Here is a 26,313-nt window from a genome sequence, read left to right on the forward strand (position 1 = left end):
TTTATTTCGCAGCTATATTGATCACTGCTAACAAAATGTAAACACTACGTAGTTAGAAAGCTTTCCTATTCTGGCAGTGGGATAACCGCTTCTGCTGATATTGCAAGTTGGATCGTATCACCCGGTATTTTCGCTTCGGTGCCGGGGTTGTAGTGAACGGCTTTGAGAGGAATGTCAGCAGCTACGAGTTGGTATTCTTCTACTCTCCCCAAATAATTGACGGCTGTCACCTTTGCCTCTATTCTGTTCTCGGCACGATTATTGCCGTTCTGAACGCCGCCAATGACAAGTGCCTCTGGTCGAATTGAACACTGCACGGGTATTCCTTGTGCGAGTTCGTGATAGATGGTTTCAGAATGGAGTGCGCCGACAGGTGTTTCGATTGTAGCAGTGCCATTCGATACGCGCTGGACTTTACCGGCAATAAAATTGGTTTCCCCGACAAAACTCGCCACAAAGGCGTTTCTTGGAAACTGATAGATTTCGCGCGGTGTCCCGACCTGAATGATCACGCCGTCCTGCATAATCGCCATCCGATCCGCCATAGAGAGGGCATCCACTTGGTCGTGCGTGACGTAGAACATCGTAATATTCGTCCGGTCGTGAATCTGTTTTATTTCGTCGCGCATCTGCTGTCGGAGTGCCGCATCAAGATTGCTAATCGGTTCGTCAAGGAGTAAGACACTCGGTTCAATGACAAGCGCGCGGGCAAGCGCGATGCGCTGTTGTTGTCCACCTGAAAGCGTGTTGACCGCCCGGTCGTGATAGTCCTCCATTTGCACCATCTCCAGCGCGCGCGTAATTTTTTCTTGTCGTTCCGATTTTTCGAGTTTACGAAGCGTTAGTCCGTATTCAATGTTTTCGGCGACAGACATGTGGGGCCACAGCGCATAGTTCTGGAAGACCATGCCTGTATTACGCTGATGGGGTGGGACGTTATTCATAACGGTATCGTCAAACCGCAATTCGCCGGTATCGGGTTTATAGAAGCCGGCGACGATACGGAGGAAGGTTGATTTACCGCAACCCGACGGACCGAGGAGGAAGAAAAACTCGCCTTCCTCAATTTTGAGACTCACGTCGTTAACAGCGAGTGTTGTACCGAACGCTTTTGTGACATGGGTTAATTCAACTGCAACTGCCATATTTTTAACTATTGAGTCTGGTCACCGCTCCAAATGTAAAGCTAAGACAAATTGTTCGCTAATCACTCACAATTTCATTACGCGGTGGTTCCATCTTAGTCAAGTGCCACTTTACACCTAAAGCAGGTTCTTGAATTAACTGAAAACCGTTGTGAAACGAAGTGGAACAACGCCTATATTTAATCAATTAAAAGTCTTTCACGCATCGGAAACCGATTGTACTGCCGGATGAAAGGTGATACCATCGGTCTGCGACTCGGAGATCCTCGGGTGCACCACCCCATCCGCCGCCTCGCAGGATACGGAAGTTCTCGTTATCGGGTGCCTGTTCTCTGCCGAAGCGCGGGTTATTCTGTGTGCTCAGGCTGTAGAATTCGTCGTTGTATTCGTCAAAGCACCATTCCCAGACATTGCCCGCCATATCGTATAGATTATAGCCGTTGGGCGGGAAGCTGCCAACCGGAGCTGTCCATTTCCATTTGTCCCTTTCACCTACGCCAGCCAAATTCGCATCTACATAAGTTATTATATCACCATTTGGGTATCGTTTGCCAACTAGACCGCCACGTGCAGCGTATTCCCATTCCGCTTCAGTAGGCAACCGTTTGTTTGCCCACGCTGCATACGCGACTGCATCGCGCCAATTCATACGGACAACGGGGGTATCAGGGGTATTGAAGCGCGGATTATGGGACAGTGGCGGTTGCGGATAACCTGTGCTTTCAACGAATTTCTGATAGCGATCATTCGTTACCTCATACATGTCCATGTAAAAGGCGTTGAGACTCACAGTATGCACGGGTTGCTCATCGCTATCGCCAATAGTGGAACCCATTTGAAACGTCCCTGCAGGAATTAGGACCATTATGGCACCATCGACTTCGGAGATGATTTCTGTAAGGGGTTCAGTGGTAGGCTGAGAATCCTGCCCGCACGCAAAGCCACAGACGCTGAAGCAACAAATCAGAAATAAACCTGCTGCAGTACGCAATTTGCGGATTCTTGATACACCCGTCATAGCAGTTTTGCGACCTCTGTAGCGGTTTCGACTATCCAAGCCTGTTCTCTTTCATAGATAGTGCGGAGGTCCAGCCAAAAGCGGTCGTCCTTGATTCTGCCAATGACGGGAACTGTGGCATCTCGAAAATGTGAGGCGAGCAGTTCGGCGGAAACATCCAGCGGCTCAAGAACAAGCGCGACACTCGGTAAGGTCTCAACAGGGAGCGCGCCACTTCCAATCTGTCCGAAGGTCTCTGAAACCTGAATGCTAACTTTTTCGCCAAAGCGTTCTTGCAGTTGCGTTCTAAGTTCTGCTGCGACAGCGTGAAGCACCTCTACAGCGCGCGTATAGCGGTTAAGCATCGGGAACTGTTCTGTTATGGTTTCTCCACCAATGAGATAGCGTTGCAAGGTGGCTGACAAACCGGCGATGATGAGTTTATCTACCCGTAGCGCACGCATCATCGGGTTCTTACGCATCTTTTCGATCCATTCCGACTTACCGACGATGATCCCTGCCTGCGGGCCGCCGAGTAGTTTGTCGCCGCTAAAAGTGACGACATCAACGCCGCTGGCGATGCGTTCTCCGACGAGTGGCTCGTGCGGAAGACCATAAACCGTCATGTCAATGAGTGCACCACTTCCGAGATCCTCCATTGTCGGGATGCCGTGCTGTGCGCCGAGTTCCGTTAATGCTTCCATCGTCGGCGTTGAAGTGAAGCCGAGGATTTTATAGTTGCTCGGATGCACCTTGAGCAACAATCCCGTATTTTCAGTGATAGCCTCGGCGTAATCTCGGAGATGCGTGCGGTTCGTCGTGCCGACTTCGCGAAGGACTGCCCCGCTTGCTGCCATCACGTCAGGCACGCGGAATGCGCCACCGATCTCAATCAACTCTCCGCGTGAAACGATGACCTCCTTGCCGCGCGCCATTGTCTGGAGTGCAAGCAGGACTGCGGCGGCGTTGTTATTCACAACCGTGGATGCCTCACAACCAGTCAATTGTTGCAGGAGTGGCTCAGTGATTCTATCGCGATGTCCCCTTTCGCCTGTTGCGAGATCGTATTCAAGGTTAACGTAGTTTTGCGCCGCTTGTTGAATCGCTTCACAGGCAGCCGTGCTTAGCAACGATCTGCCTAAGTTGGTATGTGTAACCGTGCCGGTTGCATTGACCACAGGACGCATGCGTGCCCCAATCTTTTCCACGATTTTCTGGCGCGTCTGTTCGGCATATTCGGTATGTTCTGGGAGTTGTTCGAGATCCCCACTTAGAATACTGCTTCGGACATCCGCGACGACGGCGCGGAGTGCCCCTGTCACGAGCGGGCGGGCGTAAGTGTCCTGCAAGTCGAGCATCTCCTGTGTGTTTAGGAGATTTTCGATGGCGGGCAATTGCCGGAGGAGGGTTTTATCTATCATATTCCTCTTGACATTCTAAACGGACGGTGTAAAGCGTTAGTGAGTTCAAAGTTTGCCTTCTTTTTTTAACTCGGCTTGAATCTCACGATAGTCCCGAAAGTGGGTCTCGCCTTTTGCTGCAGTGTCCATGTCTAAAATGTCTTCTAAATCTTCAAGGTGCTGCATGAGAAGGCGATACTCCCGCATTGACAGGACGGCGGCGGTTCTTTCACCTTTATGGTTGACAAGATATTGCGGGTTGATATTAAGCATAAATGTTCTCCTGTCCAAGTCTTAGGTCTTTGGATTCCCTCTGTTAGTATAGCATATTGTCGGAACGTTGTCAAAGGGATTTCAGAGAACATCGTTTTCAAAGTTGAAGGTCCCAAATAATTTGGCTGCTGCCATTTTTTATGTTATTCTTAATGATGTTAAAAATAAGTTTGACATCTACTGTTTTTTTTAATATTACTGACATCCTTGGGAAACATAAGAGGCTTCGCGAGCATAGCGTCAACACACAAAGCAAGGAGGAAGACCGTGACAGGTGGAGAATTATCGCGTGATTTGTTTTCTCTTGAAGAACAGATTACCGCACAGATGTACGTTTGGGTAGAGTCCATCGGTATAGATTCGGAAGTCTTCGCGGAGGCATATTGTGACGATACCACAGAAGATATAATGACCTCGGAGCAACACGATATCTATACGGGTTTCGCATATACCATAGTAAGTCTAACCCACGATGCTGTTGATTTAGGCGGCCTTGAACGCATGAATGAACAGGTGAGTATTTTTGATATAGACACCTTGCATGAAGGCTTATTGTTTTTACAAGCACAAGTGCCTGCAGACATTATTGAGGATATCGTTGCAAAGTTCAACCAGTTATTACGTTGGTATTCATTTCCATTTGGGGGGTTAGAGGCAGTCTTGACAGAAGCTGAAAAGGTTAGACAAGAAGCGATGCGGTCGTGGTTAGGCTAACGCGATTGTTAATAGTGTTGAAAATAAATTTGATATCTACTCTGTTTTGTGTTATACTTAGAATAGTAATGTAAAATCTGACCTCGTCGCTTAGATGTTTTATGCATCTCTTCCGGTCCTCGGCTTTTCTTGAGTCGGAGAATCCTACGGGTTGGTAGTTCGAATGTATCGGATTTTTCATAGGATATAGCTTTGTTTCCTTTTAGGAAAAAAGGAGCCTTTTATGTGCAAAGCCGAAAATGGTCTCTCAGGACCTGTTTTCCCATTAGATGATTCTTCTGAGGAAGAAATATCAGTTATAAAGCAACATCTTCAGAATGCTGGTTTTTCGCGGATTGACCAGAAGTGGCTTGTTGACGTTTTTAAACGTCCAGACTGCTTTGGAGATCCAAACGAAGTCTCTGAATTCAGAGACGGTTTTATGGATCTCTTTGAACAACTGTTCCCGAAGATCGTAGAAAAGTTAACCGAAGTAGTTCAAACTGAGAAAGACTGTCAAACCCGTTTAGCACTCCTCTTTAGTTGTATGCTTAACCTTGGAACTATAGGGTATTATCCGACGTGGTTTCTACCTAATACTAAACTCAAGGAGTCAGATGGATTGTCAGATAGTCCTGAATGGGCTACAGAGTTTCAGAAGCATGCACGGTTCTGTCCTCAAAGTTTGAATTTGGATCAACTGACAAAATTCTCGGCTTTTGAGAAGTTATTGCCATTCCTTTTGACAAAAGAAGTGCCTCTATCTCAGTTAGTCAATTTGGATCGATTAGATCCGATCCCACGAAGAAATTGGTCCAGCAATGATCGTCTTGATTCAGAGGAATTGGAATTTTGGCTCGTCTGGCGGTTTGGCGATAATGAAAAACGCTCTGACAAGGTGAAGTTAGGGACATTACTTGCAGATTTTTCCAGTTTTCCAGATGATGTTCTCGGCGACAAAATACTTGGACTCCTGAACACCATCGACAACGCTATGATGAGGTTACCTCCGGAGAAACGTTTAGACCCGTTGAATGATGGATGGGAAGTTGTGGCACGTGAGTTAATTCCGTTTCTGGAATTTCTTACCGAAAAACAGCCCGAATTGAGTAATGAACGTTCCTCTCTGCTTAAAGCGTGGTGGAGGCTCTCTCAGTTAATTTATGGTTGGAGTAACGGCGGTCTGGAATCCGAACTCTCTGGTGAATTACGAAATCGGCTTGTTGAGAGTGCATCGCGACATATCGGTATCTTGCGGTCTGTGCTCAGGGATACGCCTGAAGTCTTTGAAAGTGAGGATTCTCCAGGGTCACCTGTTTCCGATTTTTATCAGAAAGCTTTTTATGCGTTATTGGTTTTTGCGGAACCGTGGAAACGTTTGAAACCGTTATTATTGGCTTTCACGGAGATGAACGCGCAAGCGGTTGCATCTCATCTCAGTTTTTGGAATGAATCTGGACAGGAGGATCCGCCTTATCCCTACAGTCAAATCCCGTTATGGATTGGGATGTCAATGTATCCGCAACACCTACAGAATGAATTACAAAAGGATCCGCACTTACAGAACTTACGTGAGGAGTTCGCAAAGTTTTGTCTTGAGCGACTCAGAACGAAGGAAAAGAATAAAAATTCAGGTTATGCCAATGCGGATTTCATAGAACCGCGCCCGGCATGGCGACTGTGTTACGTTCAAGCGTTGGCAGCACTGCGGGTTAATCCCGGCGGCAGAGCGCATCGGACGCTGTTTTGGTTACTGAACAACGATCCGGACGAAACGGTTAAAGAACTCGCCAAACGGGCACACAAACAGATTCGACACTTAGATAGGCGTAAACCGAATTTAGACGAAGGCGCATCACCACGCCGACCGTTATTTGAGGCGTTCTGGTGGCTACGTCAAGCACATTTAATGACGCTCGATGTAGAGATTGATCGGGCTGGCGCGATGCGGACGCGCCGAAAAGAGTTACACCGGACGCGGGAGAAAGATGATCGTTATGAGTGGAAAAGGTAATTTTCCCATGAAAAGGTGGAAAAATATAACATTAAATTTTTTTTACTATCCTTTTTATGTGAGTGGACTCTATATATGCAACGGATAGAACATTACTGCAAACAAATGTTTGTGTGAAGTAATGAATTTTGATAAGAAAGGAGGTGAGAAAGATGGCGAAATCAAGTAGCAGCCGCGGAGGCGGTAAGAGCGGAGCTGGTAAAGGCAGCAACCAAGGAGTCGGTAAAGGTAAGGGCTCTGGTGGCTGGCCAAGCAAAACTGGAAAACCTTCTGGTGGCGGAAGAAACAATGCTCCATCTAAAGGAAAAGGGAAATAATTGCTGATAACGGTTGATCAATGCTATGTGTTTTTATGATGTAAACCTTTCTGTCAATCATTTCGTTTTATCAGTTAGGATATCATACTTTGTGGATTAATATTCACGCTCTTGACCACTCTAATGATTAATAGGTAGGGTTGATTGTGGTATCTCTTTCACTATCAACCTTTACCTCCACATTTTGTTATAGTAGTTAATCCAGCACTTTGGGGATTGTAATGCCTCACTCTTGATTCCATTTGGAATCGTGCGATGACGAATCTGTTCACGACTTTAGCAGGGATAATTGACATTATCCTTGTGAACTCACATAAGAGGAGATTTAGATGAAATCGCGTTCTATCGGCAGGCCCGTTGAAACTTATTTGGGAAATCACTCTAATCTGTTGTTTATTTCTTTGGATTGGACCCGGCCTAAAGACCTGAGGACCCCGCTTTCTTCAGCTTCAATAGAAGCATACTTCAGGAAAAATCAGAAAGGACATGTGGATGCAGAATTCAAAGACTTCAATTTGAATTCTCCAGACTTTGATGTCCGTGACGTGCAAAAGATCATAGGTGAACATCGTCCAAAATTTCTTGCACTTGGCGCGTATATCTGGAATGAGAAATACGTACCAGATGTAGTGGCTTGGACTAAGACTCATTATCCCGAAACGATAATTATTTTGGGAGGCCCCCAAGTCACCTATGGCAATCATCACTTGGCAACTGAATATCCGGGCGTTGATTATTTCGTGAGAGGAGAGGGCGAGCTACCCTTCACAGAATTGATTAATACGCTCGGACGCGGTGATACGCCGGACCTCGGTCTGTTAGACCAGTATGCGATTTACACACCAGAATTGCTCAAACAAGGTAAGTGTAATCGCATTTTTACCACCCAATTAGATAAACTACTGTCCCCATATTTGAGTGGGACCCTCCCCGTAGAGCAAAATCAAGAATTTGTTCGCTGGGAAACGTTGCGCCGGTGTCCATACCGATGTTCTTTCTGCCAATTCCGTTTGGAAGGTCATAAAGTGGCCGAAATCAATCATGAAAGGCTCTTTCGAGAACTTGAGTATTTCAAGGAGAAAAATGTCCGAGAAATCAACGTCCTTGACCCGATATTCAACCTCAAGCCTAAGCATTACTTAGAAATCTGCAAGAAGATAGAGACGTTGGGAATGCAGAATCGATTTTATTTTCAGTGCCGCTTGGAGCTTCTCTGTCGGCGAAATGGCGTGGAATTCTTGAAATTTTGTCAAAATCACAATATCTGGCTTGAATTTGGGGTCCAAACTTTTCGAGAAGAAGAGTCTGAAGCGATTGAACGCGGCAATAAATATGATAAAATCTATAGGGCATTCGAGATTTTGCACGAATTCAATGTCCCATTCGACCTGCATCTTATTTTCGGATTGCCGTTTCAGTCGTTTGATGACTTTCTGTGGAGTTACGACAGGGCTAAAAAAGCATGTCCAAGTGGACTCTATGTTTTTCCTCTCAATGTCCTTAAAGGCACAAACCTTTACGAGAAACGTGAGGAATGGGAGTACGAATTCGATCCTGCGGACAATAATATTTTCCTCAAAAGCAAGTGGATGCTTAAAGAGGAAGTTGAACGTTTAAAGGAGTTTTCAAAAGATGTGAACCGGTGCTCAAAGTCCGAACGAGAGAGTGAGGGTTTGATTTAATTTCCCAATTTGCGTGGACAGCTAAACCAAGACTTGGGCGATTATCAAAATTTATCTGACTAATGAGAGGGCTGTCCACAAACTTTTTTGTTGATTTGAAGGCTTGAGCATGCTATTTTATATAAGGCTTACGCAGGTTTGACCGCAAGACATTCTGTTAGATGGAGACACTTAGAAAAACACAGACGTTTGGATAGCACAACCTAACAGGTTATGCTACAAAAGAGCCTTCTGCATAAGTCCTGCAAAAGTGAATACAGAGATCATAGGAGAGGTATTGAAATGGCTGATCAAGATTTTCGGGAAAGGGTTCTTGAATCCTTACTCAGAATTGAAAATAAGGTAGAATCTCTGAATACCCGCGTGAGTACCTTAGAGCGCGATGTTGGGTGGATTAAGGGAAAGTTGGAAGGGACACAAGAAGGCAGTGGTAAAATTTTGACTGTCGTCACTGTGTGTACGGCTGTTGGTGCCGCGATTATAGCCCTTATTGCCCTGCTGAATTAAATTTGACGATCTCTTCCCAAAGCATGTTACCATCAGTGTCACAAAAAGTTCCGATGAATTCAGCGGTAAACCTATTGACAACTTTAGCATATTCTTGCACAAACTGCTCATTCTTCTTTTTTGCCTGATGTCCTAAAGGTTCAATTATGTCAGTATAGAGGCTATCATCACCCGAAATAAACGCCCAAAATTTTTGTCCGCACAACTTCAAGTAGTCTCCCTTATCTGGGGTTCGATTTTTTCCATAACAGCAACCATTGACAGCAACAACATTTTTCAACGATGTGTTTGTGCTGAGGATTCGCTTAGCCTTCCTGAAGTTGTCCCTCAGTTTTGCAACTTGGCTACTATTTCCCCAATTGGGTCCGGATTTGATTGATACAATATACCTTATGTTATCTCTTTCAAACTCTAAATCAATGCCTTCTGCCGAAGATTTTTGACCGTTATATACCTTTGAACAAATAAAAATCGCAAGCCCCTCCAGAAATCCGCCAAAGATCCCTTCTTCTTGTGAAGATAGATGAGCGTCTAAAAGGGTCGTCACAAATTCTGCTGCCGTGTTAATATTTTTCGCTTTGAATAGATACGGATTTTTCCGTTTGACCACATTCATCAGTTTCAATTTTTGGAGGCTATCTAACCTTCTCTGATGAAAATTCTGAATGTTCGCCTGAACATAATCAGCGATCTCTTGTTGTGTAATGGGTTTCATGCTGAGTTTCTTCAAATAATAAGCACTGTGTCGAACTGATATTCTCCTGTGCTAATTGATAATACTGCGGTAGAATTTCAATACCTGCAGAATTTCTTAACAAACTTTGTGCGACTTGACACGTTGTCCCGGCACCCGCAAAGGGATCAAGCACCCAATCATTTTCTTTCGTAAACAATTTGATAAACCATTCAGGCAACGATTTCGGAAAAACGGCACTGTGTTTCCGATTTCCGGTCTCCGTTGCTAAGTGTAAAACATTCGTCGGATACGCCATTTTTCGGTCTAACCAATTTGAAACATTCTTACCAAACCCACTCCCCACTCTTGATGTATCCCGGCTCTGATCTGTTTTGCTGAGTTTCTTTAACCTCTTCTCCGCCCAATCTCCCATTGGGACCATAACTGCCTCTTGATACATGTTAAATTTCTTAGTTTTATTAAACTGCAAACATCTTTCCCAAGCATCTCTGAATCGGTTTGGCCACTTGCCCGGATAGGAATTTTTCTTGTGCCAGACGAATTCTTCTGTCCACAACCAACCTTGCTTTCTCATTTCAAGTATTAATTCAATAACATAAGTATGCCGTTCCCCATTAAGGGCTTGCTCTTTGATATTCAGGATGAATGTGCCAGATGGCTTAAGGACCCTTAAGAATTCCTCGGCTCGGGGTATAAACCAATCTACATATTCATCGGGCCGGATTCCGCCATAAGTTTTAGATCGGCGGTCTGCATAGGGTGGAGAGGTCATAATCAGGTCGAATGAGTCGGTATCAAAATGGGTGAGTACCTCTAAGCAATCTCCAAGATAAAGGTCTGTTTTTATTTTTGTCATCGAACGATTAGTCCTTACGCGACGCGTATTATGTTTTGGACATCAGCATACAAAATAGGGTTCTGAATTGCTGAAAATCAGTATAGCATATTGTAGGAGCGTTGTCAAATGCATTTGGAAGGAGATCAGGGGTTGGGTAGAGATTCATAACTATTCGTATGTTCGTGAATCCGTTGGCGTTCGAGATTAACGTTGGGGTCTGCACGCCGGGGGATGCCTGTGATTGCATCGACGGATTCATCTGCCTTAAAGCGTAGATAGAGTTTCTGCGATTTCGCAGCAAGTGAAGGATTCTTAAGGGCGCGGTAGCAGCGCATCATGTTGTAATGCGCGTCGAGATCTTCTGGGTCCACCGTGAGCGTTTTTTGGAATTCAGCCAACGCGGTTTCGTAGTTACGCTTCAAGAAGTACATACGTCCGAGCCTATTTCGGACACGGGTGTCGCGTGGAAATTGTGCAGCGGCATGTTGGAGATGTTCGATGGCTGTGTCGTAATCCCCATCCGCCTCTCGAATAAGGGCGTAGAAGTAGTGAACTTTGGCGCGGTGCGGGTTTTCAGGTGGCAGGGTCCGCTGGATTTCAAACGCTCTTTCAAGCATCGCTTCTGCACCTGGCATATCGCCTTCTTCAATTCGACAGCGGGCGATGTTCACCCACCCATCAAGATATGTCGGTTCTATCTCCGTCACCTTTGAAAACGCAATCTGTGCCGCTTTTAGATCGCCCTGTAGGAACAACCCAATGCCGTAATCGTTCCAGCGTTCGCGTATGTTTCCAAGTGTCGTAGGTGAAGAGGTAACACCTGCGACTTCAGCCGATGTGTCTGCTACTTTTAAGGTTGCTTCGGCAGATGCCATTGTAACAATCGGTAGGTTCGGGATTGCCTTGATTTTCCCGGCGACATCTGAGGTATCACCCGTCCAGACCCATTTGCCATCGTCGTAGCCTTTACCCACCTGAAAATCGGTGTCTTCCGGGTCACGAACACCCGCATAAGCCCACTGTGTGTGCCACCAGTTGAACTTGCGGTAGTTAAGTTTCGCTTCAAGCGTCAAGATTTTCCCAGCATCCGATGGAATTTCGAGTCGATACCGGGCTGTATCCGCAGCACCCGGTGGAATTGTGTTTGAATAGAGGACAGTCCGGGTTGCCCAAGCGTTCCGTTTATTAATGAGATTCCCGTGTTCATCAAGCATATACGCTCGGTAAAAATGCGCGCTCGGATCAACGGGTCCATTTCCATCGGGTGCGGCGATTCTACCGTTCCAGAAGATGATCTTTCCATTCTCATCAGTGGCTTTCACTTCCAACCAGATGTCGAAAGCATCAATCGTTCCGGCGGGAAACCGGTGTCCGACACCGCGTGTACGAACCACGACATCAACGCGCGGGCTTTCACCGCGTGTAACCTCAATCCCGTCGGTTGGGATCGGCGCACCGTTCGCAAAGAGATCTAATGTGACGGCTTCATTCTGCAAAAACTCCGTCACTGCCTTGAGCTGATCGGGATGCTGATTTACGAAAGGTAGTGCCGTGTTCGCAGCGGGGAATCGGTGGTTGTGAACCTTGCCGTTGATATTTCCTGCATCCTTGGAGTCAACGAGGGGCATGTGGCAATCAACACATTTCTTGGCTGTTTCGGGGTAATAGAAGGACAACGCCCCTTGGTGAGACACACCGCTTTTCTGCCACTGGTCATAGTCATTGAAACCACGAAACCATCGAAAGTTGTTAACCGGTTCATCAAGATGGACTTTATGGCAAGTTGAACAGAACTCGGCGGTATTTTGCCGATGGAACGGCTTGAGGAAACTCTTTTTATGGGGTTCTGGGTCAAGTCGTATGAGATAGTTGTGTAGATTACGGACAATCGGGTTATCGCTGGCAGCAATGTCGTGGAGCGGCGGATATTTAATGACATACCCGCTGTTGCCCATCGTATCTTTGACCTTTTCAATAGAGTGGCACGCTGTGCAGGCGAGTCCGGCTTGTGCGGCAGGTGTATGGAGATTCTCGCGAATCGGTCTGTCCATCACACCGTTGAGTAAGATCGCTGGGTCATGGCAGCCCCCGCACCATTTAGAGGGTTGAATGCCGTTAACCTCCTGCATATAGATAATTGACTTCCGGTACCACTGATTATTAAAAGAAGAGAAATGATGGGCAGATTCATTCCACTGCCGATAGATGTCGGGATGACACCCCTTCGTTGCACAAGTCTCCGATGTGAGAAAGAAATCAGTCGGAATCAGCCCACCTGTTTCTGTTTCAACGGATGCAGGGAAGAAGTGTCCGGTTGTGCCGCCGCCTTCCTCGTACATACTCGTCGGGGGTAGTGCTGGGTTTTCGACGAGATAAGTTTCGTTCGGCAGATAGTGCTGCGTGAGTCTCGCGCCAATCGGGAAAAGGACGACACATATCAGGACGGCGATACCGACTTTTCTCAAGGATGTGGTAACGGGATCGTCTCTCAACAGGTGAATAGAAAAAAGAATACTACCTACACTGACACTGGTGATATGTGTAATAAGGAGCCAACGATAGGGGGTTGTTGCCCCAACAATCATTAGATAACCGCCAGTGATAATACCAACGGCTATTCCTATAACCCCTGCCCGTCCGAGCATTGAAATATGCCTAAACTGCCTATAGACATAAATACTAAACGGGAGGATCAGCACAATACCGAGTCCAACGTGGAGCAGAACGTTGAAGATGTAAAAGAGCGTCGGTTCGCCGAAACTGAACAGATAGGCACTATTGAGTAGAAGAATGAGGAAGATAGATAAGGAAATTTTTTTCATTGTCTGAATCAGGATTGACAAGTATTATCCTGCGGTGTAGCCGCCGTCAATCGGTAGAGCGATGCCTGTAACAAACGCAGACTCATCGGAGGCGAGGTATAGCGCGCCGTAGGCGATTTCTTCAGGCTGCGCGAGTCGGCGCATCGGATGTCTATCCGCAAGTTTACGGTATTCCTCCGGCGTTTTGACAACCCCTGCGACTAACGGGGTCTCAACGAAACCCGGACAGATGCAGTTAATGCGGATGTTCTCCTCTGCATAATCGAGTGCCATCCCGCGTGTGAGGTTCGTCACACCTCCTTTGGAGGCGACGTAGGCTGCCCGGACATCTGCCCCAACAAGTCCGTAGATAGAGGAAAGATTAATAATAGAGCCACCGCCGTTTTTCCGCATTGCCGGAATCGCAGCCTTCGCACAGAGATAAACGCCTGTGAGGTTGACATCCAAGCAACGGTGCCAGTCTTCCTCTGGTAAATCAGCAACGGGGAGTCGCATCGCAATTCCGGCACTACTGAGCAGAATATCCAGCTTGCCGTATGTGTTAACGGTCTCCGTTACCATCCGTTCGGTGTTATCTGAAATTGTGACATCGGTCTGGACGTAGATCGCTTCATTGCCTGCGTCGTGTATGTCTGTAACGGTCTGATTAGCACCGTTTTCATCAATGTCGGCGACAACCACCTTCGCGCCGTGTTCAGCAAATAAAATTGCGGTGGCTTTTCCGATACCGGATGCACCACCGGTAATGATGGCTACTTTGTCTTTGAGTCGCATTTTTTGTTTTTTAAAGCCCCTTTTCTGTCCACGCCGCAGGATTCACTTCGGGTTCACCGATTCGGTTTCTGAGCATACCGATGTTTTCAATTTCAAGTTCAATAACATCACCGGGTTGAATCCAGCGATCGAGTTCCCATCCGCATCCTTTTCCAACGGTGCCAGAGCCTAAAAACTCGCCCGGATAGAGTGTCTCTGCTTGCGAGACAAACGAAATCATCTCTTCAAACGAGTAATACATATCCGAGGTATTCCCGTCCGCCCAGACTTCACCGTTAATTCTTGCAATCATTCGGAGGTTATAAGGGTCTCCAATTTCATCGGGTGTAACGAGGCAGGGTCCCATAATGTTGCTATTATCAAAATCCTTTCCTTTGGCGGGACCGAGTGCCATTGTCATGTGGCGAAATTGAATGTCGCGCGCGCTGATGTCGTTGTAAATGGTATAACCGGCAATATATTCGCTTGCTTCTTCTACCGGGATATTTTTGCCAATTTTGCCGATATAGACACCCCACTCCAGTTCAAAATCGAGCTTTTGGGTGTAGTTGGGCCAGGTAACGACCGCTTCGTGTCCGGCGATAGAGGCTGGACTTGTGCTACCCCGGTAATAGTTGGGTAGTTTGAACCATTCTGGGGAAATCTCTTTACCAGTGATACGCGCAGCGGCATCCATGTGGGTTTTGAATACACCGAAGTCTCGGAGGCTTGCCGGACGCGGGAACGGTGCGAGGAGCTGCACATCAGCAACAGCATGAATCGCCTCAGAGGCGTTCGCGCCGCCTTCAACCTGCGCAACGCGTTCACGTGCATCCGGGAGGCTATTCTGCTCAAAAAGTTGCGTCATATCTGGAGCGATTGCGGTGAGATCGACGATCCGATCATCGGCAATCCATGCCCCAATTTTCGCGGTGGTATCTGTCAGGTTGGTTTCAAAGGTAACAAGTTTCATAAGTATTCTTTTTAGATAGTTATGCCTCCCTGTTCAAATAGTTTTGCAATATTGATTATACGACAGATGCATTTAGAAATCAAGATTTTTTGAAAAAACTGGTTGAGAGAAATAGACGGTGTCCACAGTTGTGTTATGAAAGACCTCTACGATTTTTCTTGCACCTGTGCCCGGAGTATGGCATAATTAGTGCTATAGTTCTACGTTTCTTACCCGTCCTGTTAGGGGTTACTGAGAAAGAATAGGGTGTGCGTATGGTTACCCGACAAGAGATTCAAGCGACATGTGATGACATTGTGCGCGAGTTTTCACCGTTACAGGTTACGCTCTTTGGCTCTTATGCCTACGGGACCCCCAGGGAATACTCGGATGTCGATTTATTGGTAGTGATGGAGATACCGAAATCGGAGACGCGTCGTCAGGAGACAGAAATCAAGGACCGTATTCCGCGCCCTTTTCGCTTGCATGTTCTCGTGCATTCGCCCGAAGAACTGGCGTATCGCCTCTCGTATAACGATTGGTTCCTGCACGAAATTACGGAAAAAGGCGAAGTGCTTTATGAATCGCCCAATTTTTTTCTCAAACCTCTGAAAAAGGAGCCGTGCGCTGTGAATCCGCTGACGTTAGAGTGGGTAGAAAAGGCTGAAGGCGACTATACTGTGGCACAACAATCTCAGCAGAGCCAGAATCCCGTAGATGATGTTATATGCTTCTTGGCACAACAATGTGTTGAGAAGTATCTAAAGGCGTGGTTGCAAGAGGCGAATATCCCATTTCCGAGGACACACGATTTAAAAGAATTATTGATGTTAATTGTCCCAACCATGCCCACTTGGCAAAGGTGGCAGACTGACTTTTCAAAACTGTCCGAACATGCGGTGGATCCTCGCTACCCGGGAAAATTCGCGACTGCAGCGGAAACCGCACACGCGATGGGTATCTGTGATGAAGTGCGTCAAGCTGTTCGTGAGCAGTTGAAACTATAGTACAGTGACGACGGGCTTTATACCGTTAGAGATAGGAACAACTCTTCTAATGACATCTCAGTCGTCTGCATTTCGAGAAGTTTCCATCCGCGCCTGACAACGGTTTCCGCGACTTCTGCCCGAATGTCGGTTGCGGGTGTATAGTGAAGGTGAAAAGTCAGGGTGTCATCAGCCTGCGAAACGTTCTGATCAACCTGAATCACGTCTGGAATGTCCCCGAGTGCGGCGGAGACCTCATCAACTGGAGCCCCTGCGACTTCAACAGAAAGCGTTAGGGCTGGAACTTGTGAGTCCTCTGTATCATTAGAGCGAGCGTCGTTCTGTTTGGATACGGCACGCCCATTTTCCAATCGGACATCCCCAGTGATTTTTCCCCTGCTGATAATAATTAAGCGTTCGCACGTGAGACTCGCTTCAGGCAAGATGTGGGTGCTAAAGAGGATTGTTCGTTCTTTGCCAAGTGCCTTGATTAGCTCGCGGATTTCGACGATTTGGCGTGGATCTAACCCAGAAGTGGGTTCGTCGAGAATCAAAACATCTGGCTCATGAATAAGTGCCTGTGCTAAACCGACGCGTTGCCGAAAACCGCGAGACAATTGCCCGATGATCTGATGCCGACGCTCCGTAAGTCCACACGCTTCAACAGCTTTATCCAACTGACCTTTGATATGACTACGGGAAACGCCGCGGATCTTCGCCATGTACCTCAAGTACTTCGTCACAGTCATTTCCAGATAGAGCGGTACGTTTTCCGGAAGATAACCGACGCGTTTGCGGACCTCTCTTGATGCTTTAAAAACATCGTATCCTGCAACGGTAACGTTTCCGCTACTTGCCGGCATAAAGCAGGTGAGAATCCGCATTGTGGTGGTTTTGCCCGCACCGTTGGGACCGAGAAAACCGACGATCTGTCCTTTGTCTACCTGAAAGGAGATGTCCTTGAGTGCTTGGAAGGGACCGTAATTCTTTGTAACATTTTGAACTTCAATCATTCTTTTAACCTGCCCCTGACGGGAGCTGTTAGGTGAAACTTGGCATTCACAACTTTTTCAAGAACCCGCATCGCGCCGATGTTGCGATGCTGCTCCCAGCAGCTAAGGTCTTTCAAACCTTCTAAAGGAAATCTCGCCGTCGGATACTGAAGTTTAAATCCCGATCTCTGCCCAATAGATAGGGGTTATTATCCGGGGCGACCGCCTCTGACGCGGCAAGTACATCTGGCAGGTCAATCGTCTCACACCGAATATCAATTCGATCCGGGTAGACCAGCACCTGCCGCCACATCATCGGATAACAGATAATACCGGACGAAACAATACAAAGCATGCCCTGTTCTCGGAAAACTCGGTTGAGATGCAGATGCCCGCAGAAAAACGCCAAAATTTGTTCGTCAAACGGGGTCATCACCTCAAGAATCTCCGCAGAATTGGCGATTCTCGAACCGACTCCTTGAAATTCAACACTCGGAAAAGGGAGTTGATGGGAAAAAATGAAGACTTCTTGCTCGTAATCCCTTGCCCGTTTTAATTCACGTTCCGCCCACGCCAACTGGTTCGTGCTAATATATCCGTGTGTCAAATCTTCCGGCACTTCCTGGGAATCAAGGAGAATAAATCGAATATCTTCATGGATAAAACAGGTGGATCCCATGCCGTTTATACCGAATCGTGCCAAATAAGAATCTTTGACACCTGTTTCAGGATGTAGATCGTGGTTCCCCGGAATATAATAGCAAGGTGCATTTATCTGTTGACCGAGGTGTTGCGCCTTATCAAGTGTAGCCTCGTATTCTTCAGCAGACATACCAAAACTGTTGCCGCCGCATACAATATCTCCACCATGAATCACAAAATCAGGTGCAAAGGCATTCAGTTGTTGAACCAATTTTTCATAAAGCAGGAGACTACTTTTTTGTTGTTGTAGTCCACCTGAGAAGTTCTGCGTTGCGTTTAGGTAGAGATGCGTGTCCGTAATAAAGGCAAATTTAAAAAGCGTCATAGCATATCTCGTTTTCAGGCAAGGTTGGAAATCACACCCGGAAAAGAGGACATTTAATTAATTTTTAGGAACGCGGCGGTTTCGTTAGAATTGCAACATAAGTCGGCATAGTCTTCGAGTCGATATAGCGTTCAGCCCGCCACGCTGTCCCCTCAAGGATGTCCTCCATCTCAGACTTTGAAACAAACAGGTAATCAAACCAGGGTGTAGCATACTGTCGGTAGCGGATTCGGAATCGCAATTGTCCACTCATTCGCCCCCGGGCCCGGTTAAATTGATGATAAGCCAGGTGACAGGGATCTTCCGTTTGATAGGGGTCCATTGTTTCGGCTATAATTTTTGCGGTATCCGTTGTCATTGCAGCGAAGCGTCCCAATAGCCACTTCGCTCTTTTATAGTTCCCAACGAGTCCGAAATTGTGTCCCATCATGAGGATCGTGTCGAAAGTGCCGATTTTGGAACTCAACTGCGTGATAGGCACGACGCGTGCGTTTTTGAGTCCACGCTGTTGACACGTCTTGATAGCTAATGGCGAATTGTCGGTTCCCAGAACAGCATGTCCCTGCTTTTGCAGATAAAGGCAGTGCCGTCCTGCACCACAACCGATATCCAAAACACGTCCGGCAGCGTGTTTTATTGCGAGTTTCTGGTGTTCAGCCCAATCCTCGTATTCAGCGAAATAGTTGAGAGGTCCCAACCGACTTGTATCAATGAATCCATCTTCCCTTTCTACAATCTCGCCGGTTTCTCGACCCTTGTGATAATCCGAAAGCAGTTGCCCATAGGCATCTTGGTTGTCAGTTAGCACTTTATCGCTCCTTGACGTAGCCGGTCGTCCCATTCGGATTGACCCATTGCGTTTCCCAATGCGTTTCAATCCCGTCGCGCCATCCCTGTGCCGCTTCTGTCAGTTCAGCAGTGAGTTCGGGGTGTGCGTCTTTCAGATTTCTCGTTTCTCCCATGTCGGCTTCCAGATTGGCGAGGTGTACATCGTCTTCGGGTGGAGTCCCCTCAACCAATTGCCCGTTGAGTACTAATTTCCAATTATCGCGGCGCACAGCAGTCTGCTTGCCCATCTCCCAATAGATTTCACGATGCGGGGTGGGTTCACCGTCTACAACCATAGGCAGGACATCCCGCCCATCAAGTTCGTACTCCGATGGGTCACCACCGGTTGCGGCGAGAAAGGTTGGGAAGACATCCATTGCCGCTCCAATTTCACCAATGACTTGTCCAGCAGGAATTTGCTGGGGCCAGCTCATAATTCCCGGTGAACGGATACCGCCTTCGTAAAGGCTGAATTTATGTCCTTTCAATTTACCAGCAGTGCCGCCGTAATAGGGATCTTGTGTACCGTCCAACCAGTTTCGCGTTTCCCGCGAGGGACCGTTGTCGCTCTGGAAATAGGAGAAGGTGTTTTCCGCGAGTCCAAGTCTTTCTAACTCCGCGAAGATTTCACCGACGCTATCATCAACGGCACTCAGCATTGCCGCCATAATTTGCCTGTCCCACGGCAGATCCGGGAAGCGATCAACGTATTTCTGTGGCGCGTGCATCGGATAGTGTGGCGCGTTGTAAGGTACATAAAGGAAAAAAGGCTTCCCGAGTTCGACGGATTTGCGAATGTATTGAATCGCGTACTCTGTAATAAGTTCAGTGAAGTATTCGCCGTTTCGGTAAATTTCCTCACCGTTTTCCCAGAGGTCATGTGTCTGGTCCATGTCAGGTCGTGCCATACCCCAGTAGAAGATGTGCGAAAAAAAGTCAATGCAGCCTGCCATGAATCCGAACCAGTCGTCGAACCCGTGGTGCTCCGGCCGCGATCCGTCCGCAAGTCCCAAATGCCATTTACCAGACATAGCAGTGTAGTAGCCGTGCGCTTTGAGTGCCGTTGCAAGTGTTGGGACAGAAGGCGGCAGTCCTGTTGCAGTGCGATGTCCCGCTAAAATGGAGCGGACCCCTGCGTGGCACGGGTAGCGTCCTGTTAATAGTGAGGCACGCGAAGGCGAACAGACAGGTGAATTTGAGTACCAATCTGTGAACCGAACTCCCTCTGCCGCCATTCTATCAAGGTGCGGCGTTTTGAAATCCGTTGCTCCCATACAGGATAGGTCGCCGTATCCTTGGTCATCGGTTAAAAAGATAATAAAATTAGGCTGCATTCTTCTACTTCTCCATAGACTTATTTTTTCCAGAAACTCCGGTCAAGGCTCCGATATTGTATCGCTTCAGAGACATGCACCGCCTCTATATTCGGGTTGTGATCTAAGTCGGCGATGGTGCGTGCGACTTTCAAAATCCGATCATAGGCACGCGCACTCAACCCTAACTGGTTAATCGCCACCCGGAGCAGCTCCTGTGCTTGGGAATCGACCTTGCAATACTCTCGAATCTGTCTCGGTTGCATAGTCGCGTTGGCATGTATCGTCGTGCCAGCGAAACGCAGTTGTTGGGCGTGGCGTGCTGCCTCAACCCTTCTCTGAACAATTGCTGAAGGTTCCCCAGTCGTCTCATCAGCGAGTTCCGCGTATTTCACGGCTGGCACCTCAACCTGAATGTCGATTCTATCCAACAGTGGACCGGAAATACGGGAGACATAGTTCTGAATCTGGGTCTGTGAGCATTTACAGTCTCGGGTCGGGTCGCTGAAAAATCCACATGGACAAGGATTCATCGCCGCAACAAGCATGAAATTGGCGGGATACGTGAGGGATGCCGCTGCCCGGGAGATTGTCACCTGTCGATCCTCAAGGGGCTGCCGCATAACCTCAAGGACGTTCCGTCTGAATTCAGGGAGTTCGTCCAAAAAAAGGACACCGTTGTGTGCGAGGCTCACTTCACCGGGACGTGGGATATTTCCGCCGCCGATTAAGCCTGCATCTGAAATGGTATGATGTGGGGAGCGATACGGACGTGTTACAACCAAAGGTGTGTCGCTTGGAAGGATACCGACAATGCTTTGAATCTTGGTTGTTTCTAAGGATTCCTCGTTTGAAAGTCTGGGTAGAATCGACGGAATCCGTTTTGCAATCATCGTTTTACCAGAACCGGGGGGTCCAATCATAATGAGGTTATGTCCACCTGCGGCGGCGACTTCAACGGCACGTTTAACGTGTTCTTGCCCTTTTACATCGAGTAAATCAAGAAGAGATTCTGGCGGTGTGCTCTCTGTGTCAGGGTCGCGTGTATGCGGTTCTGGAGATATTTCCTTTTCGGAATTAAGGAAGGCAGCAGCTTCTGCTAAACTCGCAACTGGATAGACGTTCACATCTTCTACAATAGCCGCTTCTCTGGCGTTCTCAGCTGGTAGAATGAGGTCCTGAACCCCGTTTTCTTTTCCAGCGATAGCGATGGGAAGCGCGCCTTGTATGCCGCGAACACTCCCATCAAGAGCAAGTTCGCCCAAAACTATCGCATTTTCAAGCCGTGTTGGAACTACCTGATTGGTAGCAGCCATAACACCGATTGCGATAGGAAGATCAAACGCCGAGCCCGCTTTTCGGATGTCCGCCGGTGCAAGGTTTGCTGTGATTCGGGTTTGTGGAAAGTAGAAGCCAGAGTTCTTAATAGCTGCAGTAACTCGGTCTCTGCTCTCCTTGATAGCACTGTCAGGTAAGCCAACGGTGCTGAAAGACGGGAGTCCACCAGCGACATCGACTTCAACTTTCACAATATAAGCGTCAATTCCCAGCATTGCACTGCTCAGGACTGTTGCGAGCATACATGTATTTCCTTCAAATAATAAATTCTGATGGTATTATATCACGCCGAAAAACGAGGTGTCAACGCCTTTCCGCTAATTTGGATCCCCGGTAAGTTTGTGTAACATCTGTAGCTGCCTCTGGTTGGCTATTACTAACAAAGCATCGCCAGCGACAATTTTCGTATCTCCGGGTGGATTATAGCGGAATGCTCCATCCCTATCCTGGATTGCAATAACAACCAACCCGGTCTGTTCTTGAATGTTAGCGGCTTTGAGAGAGATGCCTTCAAGTTGGGAGTTTTCTTGAATAATGGACTCCGTAAAGTGCGCACCGTCTCGATTTTGGGTCATATTTTCCAAAAACCCTACAAGCTGCGGTTGGAGTATACCGGTTGCGAGACGGAGTCCGCCAATGTGGTCGGGCAAGACGACTTCATCAGCACCGGCGGTGATGAGTTTTCCCGGAGAGTTATCTTCAACGGCTTTGGAAGCTATCTTTAAACGAGGATTCAATTTTCTTGCAGAAATCACGACGAAGAGATTGTCTTGGTCGCGGCTGAGACATGTGACAAGTCCATGGGCACGCTCAATCCCTGCGCGTATGAGCAATTCGTCATCAGTTGCATCCCCATGGAGATATGGAAAGTCTCGTGTGTCAGAAAGTTGAATAAGCCGTTCTTCATCGAACTCAATACCGACAAACGCTACTTCTGACCTTATCATTTCATCAAGGACATGTACGCCGGTGTCACCGAGTCCACAAACAATATAGTGATCTGATAATTTATCGACAGTTCGGACCATTTTTTGTTGTCGGAAAAAATTTTGTAATTGTCCCTCGATTAAAAAAGCAGTAGCGATAGTGACACAATAGGTGAACACACCAATTCCACCAATGAGGAGCAGTATTGTGAAAATACGTCCGTTATCGCTCATTTTCAAATCATCGTGACCGGCGGTTGTTAAGGTGATGACAGTCATATAGATTGCATCAAGAAGCCGCCATCCATGTTCCGGGTTGTTTCTTTCGATGATTAAGTACCCGAGCGTTCCGGTCAGAAGCAACCCCCAGAGCATAACAAAAGCGATTATGATTTTGCGTTGGTAATTCATTCTCCTCTTTTTTTAGTAGCAATGTGATTGGCATTTTCCCAAGCGCGCCGTCTGAATCCGCGTAATACTTCTGAGGCTAATATCGCCTCTTAGCACTGCGTTTGACAGCGGGATTTGGATCGTGCCGAGCAATGTCAAAGAGTGCTTGGTACGCAATTCTATCAAGCAGCGGTAGGAGCCTTGCGACTTCCATGCGGACGCAGGCTGCTGGGTCTTTGAGGCCGCGTTCAAACCAGCGTTCGGGATCGTCCGCGTCGTGTTTCGCGAGTGCCGCGAGGGCACCGGCGCGGATGCGTTTATTCTTCAATCGGGCATACGGCAAAAGCGGGGCAACGTATCCATCATCGCAGCGCTGCATAATTCGCAAAGCATTGCACACTACATCCACCGATTCGTCTTCAAGATGCAAAACGCACCAATCAAAGAGTTCCTCCGTTCCGATTTTTTCGAGAAACTGAAGTCCGCGTATCCGTCGTTTTGGACTTTGATCGGAAATGTCAACAATCGCTTTGATATAATCTGCATCAACCTTTGTTGGTTGTAGCGACTCTTCCGGTGTATCGGGATACAAAACGCGAACCGCAATAGTGTCATTCTGAAGATGCTGAATCGGTAGGACTTCAGGGTTGAACGGCATCTTGTCAAAGAACGCGGGTAACCACTGCTTCCCTTTCGTAAAAAACTCCTGCCAATCAATGCGCCTGCCGGTACCTGACCTCATCCGATTATCCATCCAATGTGCCAACCGAACGATGCCCCAATGGTTACGGCTCACGCCGTTGTGGGAATAGAGTCCAAGTTGAGAGTTAATCCATTGTGCCAGTGCAGCGGGATAGGCAAGCAGTTCAAAAAAGTTAGATTGTAGGGGCTGAATAGAGAGGCATTCGTTAATGGCTATAATGCCACCTCGTACATGAATTTTGCCCGGACCGAGGCGGATACGGAGTTCGTCGGGTTCGAGTTCAGTTTGCAAGACAACCGGTCGATCATGTTTCCGTCGCGCCTTGTGCTCGGCGCGGTTCTTAGCATAGTTCCAGTGGTTTGTGAACCAAACGGCACCGCCGCGTGGACGAAATCCGTTTTCAATGATACCTCTCGCGCTACCTAAGGTCGTGCCGTGATAGAATTCCATAAACAATTCCCCTTAAAGTTTTAACAGGGTTAACCCGATTCATGACAGATAATTCGTGAAAATCGGCAATGTTTACGGGCGTGAGGCGATTATGACTGAGTTCTCGGTGCGTTTTCTGTTAAGCGGCACCTTCACTTTCCCCAACCGCTGTGTCTTTATCTGTCTCCTCATCCGCGGGTATCTCTTCCGCAGTTTCTTCAGTCGTTGTTTTCGCTTGTGCAGCTGCCTCATGTCTACTGAGCGCACGCACGTAGCCCATTCTCAACTCATAGAGCGTGTTCGCCAAGAAGTTGGTTTCCGGTGCTGTGAGATTCCCCTTGGTCTTTTCCTCAAGCATCTCAATGGTATCAATAATATGTTTCACGAGTGGAAGGTTGATGACCACTTCATCGGTTTCGGGGTTAGGAATACCATTTAAGTAGAGCCGTCCGGTTTCCACAAGGTTCGCCAGATAACTAATAAAATCAACAGGTGGAAGGTGCTGCGCTTCCTCCTGAGCCGTAGTCTCTTCCATTTATTATTCTTACTCCTGATTTGTTTCGATACAGAGGACAGATGTTTGCACAAAAGACGCAGTTATTCCTCATCAAAGATAATGATTTGTGCGAGTAAGCTGCCTGCTTGATTATTGTTGTGTGGATTTTCATTCATAGCGAGAAAGATAACACCGTCCGCAGGCGCCGGATTGTCATAGCGCGAACCGACAGCAAAAACGGTGTCCTCAATTTTAGCGACAAGTGCGCCGATATTCGTGCCGGGTAGCAGGTAGTCACTGGATCCAGGGGTCTTTGGGACCCCATCGGCACCACACCATCCAGTCCTATTTTGCAAATCCGGGGACCACGCGCCTTCTGCATCAATAATGAGCCGTTGTCCTTTTTTTACGCGTACGTAACTTTCCTGCCAAACGGGACTTGGACGCGCCGTTCGGATAACAGTTAATGCCATATATGCCTCCATCTATTGGCTATCAGCCGTCAGCGGTCAGTTGTTTGTCGGGTAAACCCTACGGGTATTGCCACAACCTGTTGTTAACCGACGGTTTCTGACCGCTGACTGCCGACGACCCTCTTACTCTTTGTCTCGGATAGTAATATTCGTGATTGCATCACCCATAGCGATGCTGTCAACGACATCCATGCCGCTGATAATGTTCCCGAAAATGGTGTAATCACTATCAAGAATTGCGTCTCCTCGGCAGATAAAGAATTCGGATGCGTAGGAAACGCTTGCCCCCTCTTCTTTCGCCATAGCAACAACGCCTCGCGACATTTCTTGCGAACCGTTCTCAATAGGGAGCGTATCTCCAGCGGCAAGTTTCGATCCTGCTTGGATGAGGAGTTCTTCAGCGCGGTTAAACTTCTCACCCTTGTAATACATGACCTGCGCGTTTTTGATGAAATTCTTGGAAGTTTCCGGGGCTTCGGTTGCGAGAAATTCAAATTCAATGGTGCCTTTTGCCGTTTCAATGACGGCTACCACGGTTGCTGGGTCAATCTGTGGTTTCGCCGTGGGCTGTGTTGTGCCTGTACCTGCACGACGTGCGCGCGGTACGGGTGCCGGCCTATCTTCCTGGGCACAACTGAGCACGAACGTAGCAAAGAAACTCGCCAAAATCAAGAGTGCTGCAGTTGCGAAGGGTTGGTTTTGCTTATTCCGCTGTTGCCTTAACATATTTTGACTTCGCCTCCAATCGAATTCTGGTCATGACATCGTCTATCTCTAAGAGATCAACGACATCCATCCCTTGAACAACACCACCAAAGGTCGTGTACTGTCCGTCAAGGTGGGGTTGGGGTTTGAAGCAAATGTAGAATTGGCTCCCGGCTGAGTTCGGCGCGTTTGCCCGAGCCATCGCCACAGTCCCTCTGACATGTGGACGTTGGTTCGGATTTGTGTACTCGTCGACGATATTCCAACCGGGACCGCCTGTTCCATCGCCTTCTGGACACCCGCCCTGAATGATATTCAGACCGGGCGCGTCGACTTTCCTATGAAATGTCAATCCATCGTAGAATTTCATGTTAATCAATTTAATGAAGTTATCAACTGCCACGGGCGCAGCGTCAGGATAGAACTCAAACACAAATATGCCTTTATCAGTTGTAACGACCGCGACCTGCTCTTCAGGTGTTAGGTTACGATTGAAGGGGAGCGCGCAGCCGACTACGGTTATGAACAAAAGTAGAAATGTCAAACTTCCATAGAATGAACCTCGACTTGAAAATTGTAAAAAAAGATGACAAACAGTTTTCATTGACCCTCCTGTG

At 47.6% G+C, this 26,313-nt stretch carries 26 protein-coding genes; 6 read left to right on the forward strand and 20 right to left on the reverse strand.

The window, feature by feature from the left end:
- Window positions 1-65: 65 nt before the first annotated feature.
- The 4 genes from OXN25_00180 to OXN25_00195 all read right to left on the reverse strand — a co-directional run bounded on the left by OXN25_00180 (window position 66) and on the right by OXN25_00195 (window position 3,815).
- The gene (locus tag OXN25_00180; protein MDE0423263.1) at window positions 66-1,145 is read right to left on the reverse strand and encodes an ABC transporter ATP-binding protein; all 1,080 of its coding nucleotides are present in this window, start codon (window positions 1,143-1,145) and stop codon (window positions 66-68) included.
- 187 nt (window positions 1,146-1,332) lie between these two features.
- Window positions 1,333-2,202, reverse strand: coding sequence for a formylglycine-generating enzyme family protein (locus tag OXN25_00185; GenBank protein ID MDE0423264.1), 870 nt, complete (start codon window positions 2,200-2,202; stop codon window positions 1,333-1,335).
- Window positions 2,160-3,563: an L-seryl-tRNA(Sec) selenium transferase gene (selA, locus tag OXN25_00190; GenBank protein MDE0423265.1), complete on the reverse strand. Its 1,404-nt coding sequence runs from the start codon at window positions 3,561-3,563 to the stop codon at window positions 2,160-2,162. The genes OXN25_00185 and selA overlap by 43 nt, the downstream gene beginning before the upstream one ends.
- Window positions 3,564-3,608: 45 nt before the next feature.
- Window positions 3,609-3,815: a hypothetical protein gene (locus tag OXN25_00195; GenBank protein ID MDE0423266.1), complete on the reverse strand. Its 207-nt coding sequence runs from the start codon at window positions 3,813-3,815 to the stop codon at window positions 3,609-3,611.
- Between the two features lie 267 nt (window positions 3,816-4,082).
- Here OXN25_00195 and OXN25_00200 point away from each other — a divergent pair, with 267 nt between their 5' ends.
- From OXN25_00200 to OXN25_00220, 5 genes are all read left to right on the forward strand, one after another.
- Entirely contained in the window at window positions 4,083-4,529 is a 447-nt protein-coding gene (locus OXN25_00200; protein ID MDE0423267.1) for a hypothetical protein, read from the forward strand.
- A gap of 223 nt (window positions 4,530-4,752) precedes the next feature.
- The gene (locus OXN25_00205; GenBank protein MDE0423268.1) at window positions 4,753-6,522 is read left to right on the forward strand and encodes a hypothetical protein; all 1,770 of its coding nucleotides are present in this window, start codon (window positions 4,753-4,755) and stop codon (window positions 6,520-6,522) included.
- 152 nt (window positions 6,523-6,674) lie between these two features.
- Window positions 6,675-6,839 carry a hypothetical protein gene (locus OXN25_00210; protein MDE0423269.1) on the forward strand — a complete coding sequence of 55 codons (165 nt, stop codon included), beginning with the start codon at window positions 6,675-6,677 and terminating at the stop codon, window positions 6,837-6,839.
- A gap of 329 nt (window positions 6,840-7,168) precedes the next feature.
- The gene (locus OXN25_00215) at window positions 7,169-8,521 is read left to right on the forward strand and encodes a radical SAM protein (protein MDE0423270.1); all 1,353 of its coding nucleotides are present in this window, start codon (window positions 7,169-7,171) and stop codon (window positions 8,519-8,521) included.
- A 282-nt stretch (window positions 8,522-8,803) separates the two neighbouring features.
- Window positions 8,804-9,028, forward strand: a complete 225-nt coding sequence (locus OXN25_00220; protein MDE0423271.1) for a hypothetical protein — start codon at window positions 8,804-8,806, stop codon at window positions 9,026-9,028.
- On the opposite strand, the gene OXN25_00225 is transcribed toward OXN25_00220, so the two are convergent.
- The 5 genes from OXN25_00225 to OXN25_00245 form a co-directional block, all read right to left on the reverse strand.
- Window positions 9,009-9,743 carry a PmeII family type II restriction endonuclease gene (locus OXN25_00225; protein ID MDE0423272.1) on the reverse strand — a complete coding sequence of 245 codons (735 nt, stop codon included), beginning with the start codon at window positions 9,741-9,743 and terminating at the stop codon, window positions 9,009-9,011. The two genes, OXN25_00220 and OXN25_00225, sit on opposite strands and share 20 nt — an antisense overlap.
- Window positions 9,712-10,581 carry a site-specific DNA-methyltransferase gene (locus OXN25_00230; protein MDE0423273.1) on the reverse strand — a complete coding sequence of 290 codons (870 nt, stop codon included), beginning with the start codon at window positions 10,579-10,581 and terminating at the stop codon, window positions 9,712-9,714. Before OXN25_00230 ends, OXN25_00225 begins: the two co-directional genes overlap by 32 nt.
- Before the next feature lie 125 nt (window positions 10,582-10,706).
- On the reverse strand, window positions 10,707-13,385 hold the full coding sequence (locus OXN25_00235; GenBank protein MDE0423274.1) for a tetratricopeptide repeat protein: 2,679 nt from the start codon (window positions 13,383-13,385) through the stop codon (window positions 10,707-10,709).
- A gap of 24 nt (window positions 13,386-13,409) precedes the next feature.
- Complete coding sequence (locus tag OXN25_00240) at window positions 13,410-14,159, reverse strand: glucose 1-dehydrogenase (GenBank protein ID MDE0423275.1); 750 nt, start codon at window positions 14,157-14,159, stop codon at window positions 13,410-13,412.
- A 10-nt stretch (window positions 14,160-14,169) separates the two neighbouring features.
- Window positions 14,170-15,111 (reverse strand): fumarylacetoacetate hydrolase family protein, encoded by a 942-nt coding sequence (locus OXN25_00245; GenBank protein ID MDE0423276.1) that lies wholly within the window; start codon window positions 15,109-15,111, stop codon window positions 14,170-14,172.
- 254 nt (window positions 15,112-15,365) lie between these two features.
- Between OXN25_00245 and OXN25_00250 the strand changes: the two genes are divergently transcribed.
- Window positions 15,366-16,097 carry a HEPN domain-containing protein gene (locus OXN25_00250; protein ID MDE0423277.1) on the forward strand — a complete coding sequence of 244 codons (732 nt, stop codon included), beginning with the start codon at window positions 15,366-15,368 and terminating at the stop codon, window positions 16,095-16,097.
- 17 nt (window positions 16,098-16,114) lie between these two features.
- Here OXN25_00250 and OXN25_00255 read toward each other — a convergent pair whose 3' ends face one another.
- The 11 genes from OXN25_00255 to OXN25_00305 all read right to left on the reverse strand — a co-directional run bounded on the left by OXN25_00255 (window position 16,115) and on the right by OXN25_00305 (window position 26,300).
- A complete protein-coding gene (locus OXN25_00255; protein MDE0423278.1) occupies window positions 16,115-17,089 on the reverse strand; it encodes an ATP-binding cassette domain-containing protein in 975 nt (324 codons plus the stop codon).
- A 121-nt stretch (window positions 17,090-17,210) separates the two neighbouring features.
- Window positions 17,211-18,095, reverse strand: coding sequence for a metallophosphoesterase (locus OXN25_00260; GenBank protein MDE0423279.1), 885 nt, complete (start codon window positions 18,093-18,095; stop codon window positions 17,211-17,213).
- Between the two features lie 64 nt (window positions 18,096-18,159).
- Window positions 18,160-18,903: a methyltransferase domain-containing protein gene (locus tag OXN25_00265; protein MDE0423280.1), complete on the reverse strand. Its 744-nt coding sequence runs from the start codon at window positions 18,901-18,903 to the stop codon at window positions 18,160-18,162.
- Between the two features lies 1 nt (window position 18,904).
- On the reverse strand, window positions 18,905-20,257 hold the full coding sequence (locus OXN25_00270) for a sulfatase-like hydrolase/transferase (protein MDE0423281.1): 1,353 nt from the start codon (window positions 20,255-20,257) through the stop codon (window positions 18,905-18,907).
- A gap of 20 nt (window positions 20,258-20,277) precedes the next feature.
- A complete protein-coding gene (locus OXN25_00275; GenBank protein ID MDE0423282.1) occupies window positions 20,278-21,816 on the reverse strand; it encodes a YifB family Mg chelatase-like AAA ATPase in 1,539 nt (512 codons plus the stop codon).
- Window positions 21,817-21,891: 75 nt separating this feature from the next.
- A complete protein-coding gene (locus OXN25_00280; protein MDE0423283.1) occupies window positions 21,892-22,911 on the reverse strand; it encodes a potassium channel protein in 1,020 nt (339 codons plus the stop codon).
- A gap of 76 nt (window positions 22,912-22,987) precedes the next feature.
- Entirely contained in the window at window positions 22,988-24,043 is a 1,056-nt protein-coding gene (locus OXN25_00285; protein ID MDE0423284.1) for a HEAT repeat domain-containing protein, read from the reverse strand.
- 118 nt (window positions 24,044-24,161) lie between these two features.
- The gene (locus tag OXN25_00290) at window positions 24,162-24,557 is read right to left on the reverse strand and encodes a DUF1844 domain-containing protein (protein ID MDE0423285.1); all 396 of its coding nucleotides are present in this window, start codon (window positions 24,555-24,557) and stop codon (window positions 24,162-24,164) included.
- Between the two features lie 62 nt (window positions 24,558-24,619).
- A complete protein-coding gene (locus OXN25_00295) occupies window positions 24,620-24,991 on the reverse strand; it encodes a hypothetical protein (GenBank protein MDE0423286.1) in 372 nt (123 codons plus the stop codon).
- A gap of 123 nt (window positions 24,992-25,114) precedes the next feature.
- A complete protein-coding gene (locus OXN25_00300; protein ID MDE0423287.1) occupies window positions 25,115-25,717 on the reverse strand; it encodes a peptidylprolyl isomerase in 603 nt (200 codons plus the stop codon).
- Complete coding sequence (locus OXN25_00305) at window positions 25,695-26,300, reverse strand: peptidylprolyl isomerase (protein MDE0423288.1); 606 nt, start codon at window positions 26,298-26,300, stop codon at window positions 25,695-25,697. Before OXN25_00305 ends, OXN25_00300 begins: the two co-directional genes overlap by 23 nt.
- Window positions 26,301-26,313: the final 13 nt, after the last annotated feature.

The organism is Candidatus Poribacteria bacterium (genome assembly GCA_028820845.1).
In the GTDB taxonomy this organism is placed as follows: domain Bacteria; phylum Poribacteria; class WGA-4E; order WGA-4E; family WGA-3G; genus WGA-3G.

What these genes read in the sequence shown, in the direction of transcription:
- selA (MDE0423265.1), bottom strand. Translation starts at nt 3,563, where the DNA reads ATGATAGATAAAACCCTCCTCCGGCAATTGCCCGCCATCGAAAATCTC.
- OXN25_00285 (MDE0423284.1), bottom strand. Translation starts at nt 24,043, where the DNA reads ATGGAATTCTATCACGGCACGACCTTAGGTAGCGCGAGAGGTATCATT.
- OXN25_00180 (MDE0423263.1), bottom strand. Translation starts at nt 1,145, where the DNA reads ATGGCAGTTGCAGTTGAATTAACCCATGTCACAAAAGCGTTCGGTACA.
- OXN25_00225 (MDE0423272.1), bottom strand. Translation starts at nt 9,743, where the DNA reads ATGAAACCCATTACACAACAAGAGATCGCTGATTATGTTCAGGCGAAC.
- OXN25_00260 (MDE0423279.1), bottom strand. Translation starts at nt 18,095, where the DNA reads ATGACGCTTTTTAAATTTGCCTTTATTACGGACACGCATCTCTACCTA.
- OXN25_00235 (MDE0423274.1), bottom strand. Translation starts at nt 13,385, where the DNA reads ATGAAAAAAATTTCCTTATCTATCTTCCTCATTCTTCTACTCAATAGT.
- OXN25_00240 (MDE0423275.1), bottom strand. Translation starts at nt 14,159, where the DNA reads ATGCGACTCAAAGACAAAGTAGCCATCATTACCGGTGGTGCATCCGGT.
- OXN25_00275 (MDE0423282.1), bottom strand. Translation starts at nt 21,816, where the DNA reads ATGCTCGCAACAGTCCTGAGCAGTGCAATGCTGGGAATTGACGCTTAT.
- OXN25_00295 (MDE0423286.1), bottom strand. Translation starts at nt 24,991, where the DNA reads ATGGCATTAACTGTTATCCGAACGGCGCGTCCAAGTCCCGTTTGGCAG.
- OXN25_00255 (MDE0423278.1), bottom strand. Translation starts at nt 17,089, where the DNA reads ATGATTGAAGTTCAAAATGTTACAAAGAATTACGGTCCCTTCCAAGCA.
- OXN25_00280 (MDE0423283.1), bottom strand. Translation starts at nt 22,911, where the DNA reads ATGAATTACCAACGCAAAATCATAATCGCTTTTGTTATGCTCTGGGGG.
- OXN25_00230 (MDE0423273.1), bottom strand. Translation starts at nt 10,581, where the DNA reads ATGACAAAAATAAAAACAGACCTTTATCTTGGAGATTGCTTAGAGGTA.
- OXN25_00205 (MDE0423268.1), top strand. Translation starts at nt 4,753, where the DNA reads ATGTGCAAAGCCGAAAATGGTCTCTCAGGACCTGTTTTCCCATTAGAT.
- OXN25_00210 (MDE0423269.1), top strand. Translation starts at nt 6,675, where the DNA reads ATGGCGAAATCAAGTAGCAGCCGCGGAGGCGGTAAGAGCGGAGCTGGT.
- OXN25_00270 (MDE0423281.1), bottom strand. Translation starts at nt 20,257, where the DNA reads ATGCAGCCTAATTTTATTATCTTTTTAACCGATGACCAAGGATACGGC.
- OXN25_00220 (MDE0423271.1), top strand. Translation starts at nt 8,804, where the DNA reads ATGGCTGATCAAGATTTTCGGGAAAGGGTTCTTGAATCCTTACTCAGA.
- OXN25_00300 (MDE0423287.1), bottom strand. Translation starts at nt 25,717, where the DNA reads ATGTTAAGGCAACAGCGGAATAAGCAAAACCAACCCTTCGCAACTGCA.
- OXN25_00195 (MDE0423266.1), bottom strand. Translation starts at nt 3,815, where the DNA reads ATGCTTAATATCAACCCGCAATATCTTGTCAACCATAAAGGTGAAAGA.
- OXN25_00305 (MDE0423288.1), bottom strand. Translation starts at nt 26,300, where the DNA reads ATGAAAACTGTTTGTCATCTTTTTTTACAATTTTCAAGTCGAGGTTCA.
- OXN25_00250 (MDE0423277.1), top strand. Translation starts at nt 15,366, where the DNA reads ATGGTTACCCGACAAGAGATTCAAGCGACATGTGATGACATTGTGCGC.
- OXN25_00290 (MDE0423285.1), bottom strand. Translation starts at nt 24,557, where the DNA reads ATGGAAGAGACTACGGCTCAGGAGGAAGCGCAGCACCTTCCACCTGTT.
- OXN25_00215 (MDE0423270.1), top strand. Translation starts at nt 7,169, where the DNA reads ATGAAATCGCGTTCTATCGGCAGGCCCGTTGAAACTTATTTGGGAAAT.
- OXN25_00245 (MDE0423276.1), bottom strand. Translation starts at nt 15,111, where the DNA reads ATGAAACTTGTTACCTTTGAAACCAACCTGACAGATACCACCGCGAAA.